The organism is Aliiroseovarius marinus (assembly GCF_050881025.1).
GTDB lineage: Bacteria > Pseudomonadota > Alphaproteobacteria > Rhodobacterales > Rhodobacteraceae > Aliiroseovarius > Aliiroseovarius marinus_A.
The window spans coordinates 578,116-591,177 of sequence record NZ_JBNNXQ010000001.1; the positions used below are offsets into that span (position 1 = coordinate 578,116).

Here is a 13,062-nt window from a genome sequence, read left to right on the forward strand (position 1 = left end):
CATGCCCCCGCTTCAAGGCCTGAAAACCGTCGAAATACAAGGCCTTGGCCCCACACCTTTTGCGGCTATGTGGCTTGCAGATATGGGGGCGGAGGTGGTGCGCATCCAACGCCCGAACCTCAAGCCACTGATCCCACAGAAGGTGGATGTGCTGAACCGCGGGCGCGGCTTTGTTGAACTGGACCTGAAGGACGATGCGGACCGCGCCCGCGCGCATGACCTGATCACCCGCGCCGATATGCTGATCGAGGGCATGCGCCCCGGTGTGATGGAGCGTCTGGGTCTGGGCCCCAGTGATTTCCCGAACAATCCCGGTCTGGTCTATGGGCGCATGACAGGTTGGGGGCAATCCGGCCCGCTGGCGCAATCGGCGGGCCACGACATCAACTACATTGCGATCACCGGCGCGCTCCATGCCATTGGCGGCGCACATCCGGTGCCGCCTTTGAACCTTCTGGGTGATTTCGGCGGCGGCGGCATGTATCTGGTGGCTGGCATGCTGGCGGCCCTGCATGGCGCGAAAACCACGGGCAAAGGGCAGGTGGTGGACGCCGCGATCACCGATGGCACCGCGCATCTGATGGCGATGATCTATTCCATGTATGGGTCGGGCATCTGGGCCGACGCGCGCGAAGCGAACCTGCTGGATGGTGGCGCGCCGTTTTATGCGGTCTATGAATGTGCTTGTGGCGGGCATATGTCCGTGGGCGCGCTCGAGGCAAAGTTCTATGCAGAATTTCTGGACCGGATTGGGCTGTCAGACGCAGACCTACCCGCACAGATGGACGTACCCGGCTGGCCTAAATTGCGAACGGCTTTCACCGAGAAGTTCAAGGAAAAGACCCGTGACGAGTGGGCGGCCATTCTGGAAGGCACGGACGCCTGCTGCGCGCCTGTCCTGTCCCTGTCCGAAGCGCCCGAGCATCCGCACAACAAGGCGCGGGGCAGCTTCATCCAGATCGACAATGTGGTGCAACCCAATAGCGCCCCACAGATGTCTGGCCAGAGGGATGGCGCCGCGCCCGGAGAAGAGCAGACACCGCTACCCTTCGCAGACGTTTTGTCCCGCTGGGCTTAAGGTTCGCGGAACGCTTCGCGCGATTTGTAGAGCGGCTTCAACAGATACTGCAGGATGGTCTTTTCGCCCGTGTGCAGTTCAACCTGTGCCAACATTCCCGGGCGGATTTCGATCTGTTTCTGACGATCTGATAACCCGGACATATCCATGCGCACGGTCACCCGGTAATGCGGTTCAGCGTTGGGGTCACGTTCTTCTGTGAATGTATCAGCCGAGATGAAGTCTACTTCGCCCTTCAGCGACCCATAGATCGTGTAGTCATAGGCCGACAGTTTCACCGTCGCCTCTTGCCCACGTTTCACATTGGCGATGTCCTTGGGCTTCACACGCGCCTCGATGAACACGTCTTCGTCCAAGGGAATGATCTGGAAAATCTCTTCACCGGGGCGCACGACGCCGCCGATGGTGGTCACGGCCAGGTTGTTCACGATGCCGCGCATCGGGCTTTTCAACACGGTCCGGTTCAGCTGGTCCTGGCTCAGTTTCAGGTTCTGCTTCAAGGTCGCCAGCTCTTTCAACGTGTCGGAATATTCTTGCGCGCGGTCCAGTTCGGTCTGGGTGACGATCTCGTTATAGCGCATCTCGGCGTCACCAAAGGCCTTGCGCACGCGTGTCACTTCGATCAGGGCGACGATCTTGTCGTCCAGCAAATCTTCCATCACCTGCAGCTCGCGCCCGGCTTCATCCAGCACGCGTTTTGCGCCTTCGGAGCGGCTGACATAGTCGCCCTGACGCGCCGCCAACAGTGCGCGTTCCGAAGCAACAATATCGCGCCCGCGGGTGGCGAACTCTTCCGGCACCGTGAAATCAAACTGCCCTTCCAGCTCGGCCTCCAGCCGCAGGCGGCGAATTTCCAACGCGGCGATCTGGTCCAACAGATCATCCACCGAGGTCTGAAATTCGGTCCCGTAAAGCCGCGCCAGAACGTCGCCCGGTTCGACCACGTCACCCTGTTTCACCGTCAGCTCTGCCAGAATACCACCTTCGAGGTTCTGAATGATCTGCGGGCGTGACGATGAAATCACCGTCCCGTCGCCGCGCACGATCTCGTCCACCCAAGCGAAGGCCGCCCAGAGCAGGAACAGGATCACGGTTGCCGCCGAAAGGTAGACCACCGTCGACGGGCCCTTCAGATCACTTTCAAACTGCGCGTCAAGCGAGGCCATCAACTTGCTCCTTGTCCAGCAGATTTCAGATGCGACAGAACCTGATCACGCGGACCGTCCACAGCAAGCCGACCGTTTTGCATGATCACCGTGCGTTCCGTCAGTTTCAGGATCGGCACGCGGTGGGTGGCGATGATTGCGGTGCGACCCTGAAGCCAGCTTTCCAACCGGCTGACCAGTGTCGTCTCCAAGGTCTGATCCAGCGCGGCGGTGGGTTCGTCCAACAGCACCACTTTCGGATCCTGCAGCCAGATCCGCGCCCAACCGATGGACTGGCGCTGACCGATGGACAGACCTTCGCCCGCGTCACGAATTTCAAGATCCAACCCCTTAGAATGACCGCGCACAAAGGGGCCAAGACCCGCGAAGTCCAACGCCTGCAACAGGCGATCATCGTCGCGCTCCAGTGACGACAGGTTCAGGTTGTCGCGCAGCGTGCCGGCAAACAGCCGCACGTCTTGGGACAAGTACCCAATGTTGCGGCGCAGATCGCGCGGGGCGATCTGGCTCATGTCGATCCCGTCGATCATCACGCGGCCCGATTGCGGCGCATAAAGGCCCGACAGGATCTTCAGAAGCGTCGATTTTCCCGATCCATTGGCACCAAGCACCGCCAGCCGCTGCCCCGGCTCGATGGCCAGGCCGGGTACATCCAGTCCCGGCGCGTCCTCGTCATAGGCGAAACGCAGCTCGCGCAGTTCGAAATTCCCCGACAGGGTTTCGCGGCGCAGATAGGTGCGTCCCTCGGCCTCGTCCTGTTCAGAGCCGGCAATCGTATCCAGCCCGTCCAGTGCAGATTTCACGTTGGACCAGCGCGCCAGCGTGGATGACAGCTGTGTCAGCGGCGACAGGGTACGCCCCGTCAAAATGCCCACGGCAATGATCGAGCCCACAGTAAACTCACCCGCGAAAACCAGATAGGTGCCCATGATCACGGCAGAAACGTAAGTGGCCTGTTGCACACCCTGCGACCAGAAGGTCAGCCAGCCCGACAGCCGTCGCTGTTCACTGTTCTTCACCGCCGACAACATGGTCAGCTCGGTCCACAATCGGCGCACACGGTCTTCACCGCGCTGCGATTTCACCGTGTCATGTTCAAAGATCACCTCGTGCAACAGCCGTGCCGCCTTGGCCGAGGCCCCTTGCGTTTCCTGGCTGATCCGCACCATGTGCTTTTGCAGGAAATAGCCCGGCAGCACCATCAGGATGCCACCTGCAATCAGGATCCACACAACGTTTCCGGCGATCGAGGCGACCAGCGCAAGGAACAGGAAAATGAAGGGAATATCGGTCAGCGCACCCACCGACGACGCAGTGAAAAACTCGCGCACCGAGCCAAATTCGCGCATCGCCGAAAACAGCCCCGACGGCGAGGTCGGCCGTTTGTCCGAGCGCATGCCCAACACCCGATCCATCAAGAGCTTCTGGATGTTCAGCTCAATCGCCCGCCCAGCCCCGTCCATCAGACGCGCGCGGGCAGCTTTCAACCCGGCCTCAAGCATGATCGCAACGAAAGCGCCTGCCGCCAGCACCCAAAGCGTGGCCGAGGACTGGTGCGGGATCACCCGGTCATAAACCTGCAGCGAAAACAGCGCGACGGCGACCGCAAGCAAGTTCGCCACGAAAGAGCCCAGCGCTACATCCATGAAGTAGCGCTTGTATTTCGGCAGCTCGCCCCAGAACCAGTGATCAGCCAGACGCGAGGTCGCGTGACGGTCGGCCAAGTCGTTCAGGCTTGCCTCGGCACGCAGCACGACACCTGTGAAATGCGGCGCGAAATCGGCCAGCGGAACCTCGGTGCGTCCTTCGCGGGCGCCCGGTTCAAACAAGGTCACATGATCTGCGGTCTGCGCCTCGACCAGCACAACCTGACCGTTTTGCATCATCGCCAAACCGGGCCAGATTTGAGGTGTTGGCACGCCAGAGAGAATGCGTTCGCTGCTTAACCCAGTTGAGGCGACCCCTGCCTCGATCACATCAATGCCAATCGCTTCGTCAGGGCCAAAACTCTCTGCCCGCGTGACCATCGCTTCGGCGATATCCACCGCATGTGCTTCATGGCCCAGCAGCCCGGCATAAGTCGCGATCAACTGCGCGCGGCCCTGCAAACGCTCTTGTGCGGTCAGGTTTTGCGTTGGTGTATTTGCCGCCGGGCGCACCAGTTTGGGCTTGGGCTTGATCTTCATGCGCGGCTTGGGCGCCGAGACCTTTGCCGCATCTGTCTTCTCTGGGCTGGGCGTTGCCACCTGCATAACCTTGCGGCGTGCTTTCGGCTGAGCCGCTGGTGGTTTGGGCGCGGGTTTCGGTGTGGAAACAGAAACCGTCCGGCGTGCCTTTTTCGGCGCAGGGTTGGCATTTGCCGAACCACCACTGACCCGGCGCGCCGTCGCCCCCGATATTGTCGTCGGCAGGGGCTTGCCCTGTGCGGCGTTCGGATCGCTCATATTTCAGATCCGTTCACCAAAAGGCCAAACTCACGCGCGGCCTCAACTTCCGTCCGGGCAATCTCATAGCGCACAGACACATGTTCCTGTTCCAGTCGCGACAGGTTCTCGACCACGCCAACCACATCCATGACTGTGCGTTGACCTGCGTTGAACTGACGCTTGAACAGGTCGGTATTTGCCCGCGCCTGCCCCACAAGGCTTTCGGCCTGTTTTTCACGTCGCTTCAGCGAAATGAGCTTCTGCGTCAGCGCAGCTTGCCGGCGGCGGCTGTCTTCCTGCGCCTGTGCGATCCGGCGTTCAGCGCCATCGCGCGCGGCCTTTACAGCTGCCAGATTGTCCATCGTGCCAAAACCGAACCCCTGATCCGAGGTCATCATCAGGCCCGCTTTCCCAGTGCCACCGATCTCGCCGCGTGCAGCCAGCCCTGGCAACAGCCCGGCCCGGTCAATCTTGGCCTGCGCCACATCGCGGCTCAGTTCCGCTTCTGCCAGAAGTACGGTCAGCGGTTGCCCGCGCGACGGGTCTTTGACATCTGACGTGCCCTTTACCCCGGTGACATCACTTGCCGACATCGCCGACAGCTCTGCCAGCGACGTCTTGGCGTTTTGCATTTGGCTGTCATAGGTGGATTGCAGCTCGGACAGCTTGGCGCGGATCACGTTTTGCTCGGACATATCCGACACCCCGCCATTCACGCGCGCCGTCATGATCCGGTCAAATTCGCGCATCTGCCCAAGGGCACGGTCGGCCGCGGCGGCTTTCTCGCGTGCCTCTTCGGCTTTCAGATACAGCTCAAGCCCTGTGTGGACGCGATCATTGGTATCAACGGACAAGTTCACGGCAGCGGCTTCAACATCCGCACGGGCGAACTCGCGCTCGGCCTTCTTGCGGCCATTGTCATAAAGCACCTGGTCCACGACCAGTGACGCAACCAGCTCGCCAAGGCTATCAAGGGAAACCTGCGGCCCCAGCGTTGGCAGCCAGTTCTTGTCGGCGGCACGGGCGCGCAACTTGGCGGCGGTCAGCTCGGCCTCGGCCGGGCGGGACGAGGCCGCCAGCACCGACTTGGCAATCTGATCGTAGGACGACCCCGGCATCAACACTGACTGGCGCGCCTGAAGGTTCGAGATGGTGGCAGATTGCGTCTTGCCTTCTGGTTGGAAGAAATTGCGCGGCGAAGATCGTGTGACCTCTGCCCCATCGCCTGGCGCGGATCCAAGACCCCCGCCGATGCCGTTCATGCACCCGCCCAGCGTCGTGCACAGCACAACAGCCATAAACGTGCGCGGAATATCCCGCCCTTTGAACAAAGCTCTGCCTCGCTTTTATATGTTTATCGGCAGGCCGCGATCATTTGGCGCCGCGGCCTTGCCGTTACTCGTATACTTACACCACGCTGGTGTTGACGTTCACGTCCTCCTGAATATAGAGCACGCCTTCGTTGCCCAGCGTATAGATCTCGTAGGTCTGACCGTTGATGGTCTCGGTCGTGTTGGTGTCCACGGCGCCAGCCGCATTCACCGTATCGCCACTGCCGCCATGGATGGTCAGCTCGTTCGAGTTGCCCGACGCGGCCAGCAGATCAGCTTCCGAAATGGTCAGAGTGCTGTCTTCCGAGTACTGCAACATGTCCACCGCTTCGATCTGGAACCCATCCAGCCCGGCGTTGGTCAAATCGAACGACGTCGACACGCCGTCATTGGTCAGCATCAGGGTCGAGGACTGGTTACCCGCCGCATCGGTCTTGGTGAAGACCAGCTGCGTGCCATCGGCCAGCGGCGCATCGAAGTCAAAGACCAGCTCGCCATATTCGGCGTCCACCTCAAGGTCATAGGCAACCTCGCTGATCGACCCGTCCGGGTTCAGCTGCTGCACAACTGTGGTGCCTTCGTCATCCAGCGTGTTCACTTCGCGAAGACCGTTGGTGCCCTGGTTGATCGCGGTGACCAAAGGCGCATCGGGCGCTTCTGCATCAACGGCGATGACCTCGGTGGCGGTGGCCCGGTTTCCTGCCAGGTCCTGCGCTGCGACGGTCAGGGTAAAGTCACCCTGCTCTGTCGGCATTTCGGCACCTTCAAAGTCCACGTCCCAATTGCCGTTTGCATCGACAATCGCCTGATGGGTGATGCCGTTGAAGGTCACATGAACAATGGATCCGGGTTCTGTGGTGCCCGTAAAGGTCATGCCATCTGCAGCCTCGGCGCCATTGACGACATCGCCATTGGTGCCTTCTGTGCTGGTGATCGCATGGTTGGTCACGATCGTGTCCACCTCGATATCCTTGGTCAACACATCCACGTTGCCTGCCGCATCGGTCGAGGTCACGGTAATGCCGCTGTCGCCGTGCTGAATGTCACCGACACCGAAATTCACACTCCAGTTGCCCGATCCGTCAACCGTTGCCGGTACAGCCGCGTTGCTTCCAATCTGCACCATCACTGTCGAACCAATTTCGACCGTGCCGGTGATCAGAACACCATCGTCAAGCTCTACGGCATTGATGACATTGTCACCGGCAATATTGCCTGCGGTGATCGAATGATTGTCAACAAAAGTATCCACTTCGACCGTATCGCTGACCGTCTTGGAGTTGCCATACTGATCGCTGATCGACGCCGTGATATTCGCGGTATAGTCACCCTGTGTGACTTCATTGGCCTGATAGACCGCAGACCATTCCCCGGTCGGAGAAGCGGTCACAACTTTTTCGACACCATGTAGTGTCACAGTCACATCCATGCCCGGCGTCGCTGTGCCGGTCACGATCACACCATCTGACGATTCAACCGCGTTGATCACATCGTCCAGCTCAATGGGAGCAGAGGACAGCGCCACATCACCCGCGACCGTATCCACGATCACATTTTGGGTCAGGCTAGAGGTGTTACCTGCCAGATCAGTGGACGACACCACCAGCTGGGTGGTGGTTTCCCCTGACGGCAGTTCAGCCGTTGTGAAGTCAAAGCTCCATGCACCGTCCGAACCCACGGTCATGGTTTTGGTCGTGCCCCCCAGCGAAATGGTGACACTTGCGCCCGGCTCTGTTGTGCCGGTCAGGGTCAAACCGCCTGCCACATCTGCGGCATTCAGAACGCCGTCATCAATGGTCGCATTCGCATCCTGTGCAAAGTCACGCACCAGAGTGTCGATCTCAACCGTGTGGCTGGCCGTCGCGATGTTGCCGGCAGGCGACGTCGCGGTCGCCGTAAACTCCGCATCATATTCACCCGGAGTGAAATCGCCGGCTGGGAAGGTCACAGACCAGCTGCCATCCACGGCGACCGTGGCGGGATAGCTGTCACCACCCACCATCTGCACCATAACGGTCGATCCGGGTTGGGCTGTGCCAGTCAGCGTCACACCACTGGGCAATTCGCCTTCGTTGACAATGCCGTCTCCGGCCACCGGAGTGGCGCTGAACTCGACCGACGCTGTCGTGTCGACCGACAGAGTTTCAGTCACTGTCGTGGTGTTGTTATAGCCATCGGTCGAACGGATCGTGACATTGGCTTCGTATTTGCCTGTCGGAATCTCGCCCGTTGCGAAATTGACCGTCCAGCTGCCATCTGTGCCAACTGTCGTGGTATGCGTGACCCCGGCAATCGTGACAGACAGGCTTGCACCCGCTTCACCCTGCCCCGAAATCTCGACCCCATCATCGCGATCAGACCGGTTTACGGTGATGCCCGTCGATTGGGTGCCATAGGTCACATCCACATCGGGCGCCGTTTGGTCGATAAAGACATTCGGGCCGTCCAGGTTGATCACCTTTCCGCCCTCTTCGGTGATTGTCACCGATGCATCATAGTCGCCATCCGCGGGCACGTTCCCACCGGTAAAGCTGGCGCTCCACTCTCCATCGTCTCCAATCGTTGTCGTGACGGTTTTACCGCCGATGACAACTTCGACAGTGGATCCCGGCGTGCCGGTGCCCGTCACGATAACCTCGCGCGTGTCGCCGCCTCCGATCACCTGAGCCGTATCATCGACGCTCGGTGTATAGGTCTTGTCGCCGCCGCCACCGCCGCCGCCAGTGCCACCGTCACCATCATCTCCGTCACCGCCGCCAAGCACGCCGCCAACCAGCCCAAGACCGCCAACAGCCCCTGCGATCGGCAGTGCCGCAGCACCAGCACCGCCACCGGCGCCAAGAAGACCAAGGCCCAGCGCCTGCGAGACTTCTTCGTCTCCAGCAACGACACCGTCCGCATAAACATCCGCGCCGGCCTCGGCGACGACCATCGGATCATCTGGGAAGACCAACCCATCCAGATGGCTCCATTTGCCCCAGCTGGCCGCTTCGGCGTAAGAGACGCGGCCATGCGCATCGACGGACGCTTCTATAAGCGCGCCGTTTTCATTCAGATACAGGTGATTTTCCTGAACCCCGTTATCTGCGAAGAACCCGCTCAACACGATCTTGCGGCCATCCGCCAGATAGAGTTCCAAGTCCTCTCCAGCTCGAACATATTCCCGTACTTGATCTCGCCCGATATTAAGCGAAACCGCGCCATCCTGGCCCAGGGTCAATGTGTCGGAAATTCCGGATTCAATAAGTGCGCCGTGCTGCAAAATGCCAGCATCGTCGCGAACGATATACTCGATCGCCTGCATGGTACCGCCTACCTCAGTATGTTACGGCCTTGTTTTTATGGCCGTTTCTTTTGCTCTATTCTCCCATTAGCCAGTTTTTGCGCATATTTCTAGTGGAAATCCCTCAAACAAACACAAAATGGGCCATGCGGCGCGAAATGTTGTAAATTCGCAAACAATATATTGGGGGGAGACTTCTGCACCTCTACAAGCAGAAATCGTCGACAGGACCCATTCGGGGGTGCTTGGGTGCATCTTTCGGGCGTAACAATAAACAAACCAAAACGTCGATTTTTTTCGTTTTAGCGCTTGCAAAGCCCGCAACCGAAGGATACATCCCCGCTACCGCGCTCTGGTAGCTCAGCTGGATAGAGTACTTGACTACGAATCAAGGGGTCGGGGGTTCGAATCCTCCCCAGAGCGCCACTTCTTCCTCTGTGAAACGACGCATAGTTTTGGCATTTGACGACCATACTCGTTCCACTGGCGGTTTTTCCTTATTCCTCATGCTAGGGTCAGACTTACAGGCTCAGACGGCTTGGCCAAAGACAAAGGCCTTACTAATCGGGTTGCCAGTGGAGGAGCGCTGCACTCTCACTCACTGAGACGGTCAGGTGTGTTTGGCTTAACCTGTTATTTCCGACCGAAGGATACGTGTCTCACTTACGAGGTGAAGGGAGGGCGGAAAGGCGTCACTCGCCGCAATACAGAGAACACCCATGGTCGCAAACAACAGTATCGCCAATCACCTGGTGGGTGCGGAATATGCCATTGATGTCTATTCGCGACGACTGCGGTGCGGGGCAAAGCGGATGTGTGCAGCTACGACTATTGGCTACGCAGCGTTTCTTGATATCCGCGGCCTATTCTCCACTGGGTCGACAAACAGGTCGTTGAGCTAAGATATGAGGTGCTGCACCCAACTTTTTCATTTGCTATGCCCTGACTGCGCCAGAGTTGGTCTAGCAAGCGCGTGCTCCTCTAGGCGATCAACGAAAACATTTCAGACAAGCTGTTCTTGCTTTGGCGCCAAGGCAAGAAGTATTTTTACGCGCGTCAACTATAAACTTTACAACAATGAGCTTCTTAAGCATCCTTCGAACCTAGGAAAAGGAACGTGCTTACGGAAGGGTTCGCTATGAGCGATCAAAAAATCAAGAATATGGAGGACTTTGCCGCAGTTAGCGGTATCTCTCGTCCGACAATTTCGAAGTATTTCAATGATCCCGATAGCGTTCGGAAATCCACGCGCGAGAAAATCGAGACCGCGTTAGAGCAACATGACTATCGGCCGAACATATATGCGGTGAATCAGAATCGACGTCAGACTAAAAATATTGGTTTGGTGGTTCCCAACTTAACTGACCCCTTTTTCGCCGGTTTTGCCCGAACGATTGAAGGGCTTGTCGTCAAGGCTGGCTTTAATCCGTTGCTGCTCAGCTCTCATGGTGGGCCCGAGCAAGAGCTTGCAAACCTCGACAGCCTTCGGTCTATCAAACCAGCGGGTGTGTTGTTGGCGCCCCTCGGTCGGGCATCGCTAGAAAAGCAGGTTCAAGAGTTCACCGATGAAGTCCCAACCGTGTTGTTTGACGCCAATCTCGAAGGGATTGGCGAGGCGTTCTTTGGCTCAGACAACAACCAAAGTATCAGTTTGATTGTTGATTATCTGTGCCGATCGGGCGAGCCACCGGTATTTTTTGAGTTGAAGGCACCCATCAACCCAAACGCATACAAACGACGTTCCGCCTATTTAGACGCCATGGAACGATTGGGGCATTCGCCACATCTGATCCAGGTCGATGGACAGGGTTGGAACTTTGAAGAAATCGGTTTTCGTGAAGGATCTCGGATCCTATCCAATCAACAGCTTCCTTCGAAAACAATTTTGTGCTCAAACGACCGGCTCGCAATTGGTCTGCTCGCAGCTGCATTTGAAAACGGCTTGAAGGTCGGCCGTGATCCGGGGGCTTCTCTTAGAATTGCTGGGCATGACGATCACCCATTCTCGCGCTTTACATGCCCGAGCTTGACGACCGTCTCGCAAGACTATGAGGCTATTGCAGCAAAAAGTGTCGAGACCGTTTTGTCATTGGTCGATTCTAGAGAACGCCTAAAAACGCGCGAAGAAATGCTATTTGAGGGTAAGCTGGTCATGCGGGGTTCTGCTTAACGCTATGATATCATTAAACTTACTTAGCTAATTTTACGCGTGTAAAGATATGGATTGACGCGAAGCAATAAACGTTGGTAGCGTTTGTGCACAACATCCAATCTAGGGAGGAACCCGGATGTCTTTTAAAAATGCACTTTGCGCTGCAAGCGCAATTGCCCTTTTGGGGGGCGCTGGCGCGAACGCCGACAGCCTGACAATCGCGATCGTGAACAACGGTCACATGATCAACATGCAAAAAGTCGCAGAAGCCTACACTGCGGAAACCGGGGTCGAACTCAACTGGGTTTCTCTGGAAGAAGGCGTCCTGCGCGAGCAGGTTACTTCGGACACCGCGACAGGTGGCGGTCAGTATGACATCATCAACATTGGCATGCAGGAAGCGCCCATCTGGGGGGCTGCTGGATGGATCGAACCGCTGAGCTTCAGCGCTGAATACGATGTGGATGATATCCTGCCTGCCATGCGAAATGGTCTGTCGCACGAAGGTACGCTCTATGCCGCGCCCTTCTATGGTGAATCGTCAATGGTTATGTACCGCAAAGACCTGGCTGACGCCGCCGGTGTAACCATCGCTGACAACGACAGCTGGGACAATGTCAAGGCCGCCGCAGCTGCAATCCACGACCCGGAAAACGGCGTTTATGGCGCCTGTCTGCGCGGCAAGCCGGGCTGGGGTGACAACATGGCGTTCATCACCACGGTCGTTAACTCGTTCGGCGGTGCTTGGTTTGATGCCGACATGAAACCTGTTCTGGATAGCGCAGAATGGAATGCCGCGATCAACTTCTACGTTGATTTGCTTGGCAACTATGGCCCTCCGGGTTCGGAAGGGAATTCGTTCAACGAAATTCTTGCGCTCTACAATGAAGGCAAGTGCGGCATGTGGATCGACGCGACGATCGCGGCTTCGTTCCTTGAAGTCGACGGTGTCGCCTACGCGCAGTCGCCGAACGCTGGCAACCCTGTTGGGGCCAACTGGTTGTGGGCATGGGCGATGGCAATCCCCGCCGGTTCACCGAACGCTGAAGCTGCTGGTGCCTTCATCGAGTGGGCAACGTCGAAAGACTACGTGAAAGCCGTTGGCAACCATCCGGACTTTGGTTGGGGCTCTGTTCCGACCGGTCAGCGTGCATCGACCTATGCGATCCCTGAATTCCAGGCCGCAGCGGGTTTCGCAGCTGCTGAATTGGCAGCGATCGACAGCGCCGCACCTGAAGCAACAGAACTGAAGCCTTACGTAGGCGTTCAGTTCGCCGCCATCCCGGAGTTCCCGGAAGTAGGTTCGGCAGTCGCTCAGGAGATGGCTGCTGCTCTGTCCGGTGCCAAGTCGGTCGAAGATGCTCTGGCAGCATCACAAGCCGCAGCTGATGCAATCATGCGTGAAGCTGGCTACTACGAGTAACTACACAGCTAGGAGGGCCTGGTCTCGCCGGGCCCTCTCACCACTCAGCCGCTTTTGTTGAGTTAACGACCCTGCGGCGCCTAAAGTTCAATCATTCGCAACTGACACGTCACAAGCTAAACGATGACCTCGTTTTGCTGGGAGGATAGACTAATGTCTGACAGAAAGCTTCCTAGGCTTCTTCAAACTCCAGCGGTTCTGCT

Annotated in this window: 7 protein-coding genes and 1 tRNA gene; 4 read left to right on the forward strand and 4 right to left on the reverse strand. The window is 58.0% G+C overall.

All coding sequences use genetic code 11. The annotated features are described in order from the left end of the window. The first annotated feature begins 1 nt into the window (after nucleotide 1). Nucleotides 2-1,078, forward strand: coding sequence for a CaiB/BaiF CoA transferase family protein (locus ACRY08_RS02725; RefSeq protein WP_432448310.1), 1,077 nt, complete (start codon nucleotides 2-4; stop codon nucleotides 1,076-1,078). Here the strand turns inward: ACRY08_RS02725 and ACRY08_RS02730 are convergent. The 4 genes from ACRY08_RS02730 to ACRY08_RS02745 all read right to left on the reverse strand — a co-directional run bounded on the left by ACRY08_RS02730 (nucleotide 1,075) and on the right by ACRY08_RS02745 (nucleotide 9,305). Continuing rightward, complete coding sequence (locus tag ACRY08_RS02730; protein ID WP_432448311.1) at nucleotides 1,075-2,244, reverse strand: HlyD family type I secretion periplasmic adaptor subunit; 1,170 nt, start codon at nucleotides 2,242-2,244, stop codon at nucleotides 1,075-1,077. The genes ACRY08_RS02725 and ACRY08_RS02730 overlap by 4 nt on opposite strands. Beyond that, complete coding sequence (locus ACRY08_RS02735; protein ID WP_432448312.1) at nucleotides 2,244-4,688, reverse strand: ATP-binding cassette domain-containing protein; 2,445 nt, start codon at nucleotides 4,686-4,688, stop codon at nucleotides 2,244-2,246. Before ACRY08_RS02735 ends, ACRY08_RS02730 begins: the two co-directional genes overlap by 1 nt. Next, nucleotides 4,685-5,968, reverse strand: coding sequence for a TolC family protein (locus ACRY08_RS02740; protein WP_432448313.1), 1,284 nt, complete (start codon nucleotides 5,966-5,968; stop codon nucleotides 4,685-4,687). Before ACRY08_RS02740 ends, ACRY08_RS02735 begins: the two co-directional genes overlap by 4 nt. 109 nt (nucleotides 5,969-6,077) lie before the next feature. After that, nucleotides 6,078-9,305 (reverse strand): Ig-like domain-containing protein, encoded by a 3,228-nt coding sequence (locus ACRY08_RS02745; protein WP_432448314.1) that lies wholly within the window; start codon nucleotides 9,303-9,305, stop codon nucleotides 6,078-6,080. A gap of 328 nt (nucleotides 9,306-9,633) precedes the next feature. On the opposite strand from ACRY08_RS02745, the gene ACRY08_RS02750 reads away from it, so the two are divergent. The 3 genes from ACRY08_RS02750 (at nucleotide 9,634) to ACRY08_RS02760 (ending at nucleotide 12,859) form a co-directional block, all read left to right on the forward strand. Beyond that, a tRNA-Arg gene (locus ACRY08_RS02750) sits at nucleotides 9,634-9,710 on the forward strand. A 712-nt stretch (nucleotides 9,711-10,422) separates the two neighbouring features. After that, nucleotides 10,423-11,454, forward strand: coding sequence for a LacI family DNA-binding transcriptional regulator (locus ACRY08_RS02755; RefSeq protein ID WP_432448315.1), 1,032 nt, complete (start codon nucleotides 10,423-10,425; stop codon nucleotides 11,452-11,454). Between the two features lie 118 nt (nucleotides 11,455-11,572). Then, nucleotides 11,573-12,859, forward strand: a complete 1,287-nt coding sequence (locus tag ACRY08_RS02760; RefSeq protein WP_432448316.1) for an ABC transporter substrate-binding protein — start codon at nucleotides 11,573-11,575, stop codon at nucleotides 12,857-12,859. Nucleotides 12,860-13,062 lie beyond the last annotated feature (203 nt).

What these genes read in the sequence shown, in the direction of transcription:
- ACRY08_RS02725 (WP_432448310.1), top strand. Translation starts at nt 2, where the DNA reads ATGCCCCCGCTTCAAGGCCTGAAAACCGTCGAAATACAAGGCCTTGGC.
- ACRY08_RS02730 (WP_432448311.1), bottom strand. Translation starts at nt 2,244, where the DNA reads ATGGCCTCGCTTGACGCGCAGTTTGAAAGTGATCTGAAGGGCCCGTCG.
- ACRY08_RS02735 (WP_432448312.1), bottom strand. Translation starts at nt 4,688, where the DNA reads ATGAGCGATCCGAACGCCGCACAGGGCAAGCCCCTGCCGACGACAATA.
- ACRY08_RS02740 (WP_432448313.1), bottom strand. Translation starts at nt 5,968, where the DNA reads ATGGCTGTTGTGCTGTGCACGACGCTGGGCGGGTGCATGAACGGCATC.
- ACRY08_RS02745 (WP_432448314.1), bottom strand. Translation starts at nt 9,305, where the DNA reads ATGCAGGCGATCGAGTATATCGTTCGCGACGATGCTGGCATTTTGCAG.
- ACRY08_RS02755 (WP_432448315.1), top strand. Translation starts at nt 10,423, where the DNA reads ATGAGCGATCAAAAAATCAAGAATATGGAGGACTTTGCCGCAGTTAGC.
- ACRY08_RS02760 (WP_432448316.1), top strand. Translation starts at nt 11,573, where the DNA reads ATGTCTTTTAAAAATGCACTTTGCGCTGCAAGCGCAATTGCCCTTTTG.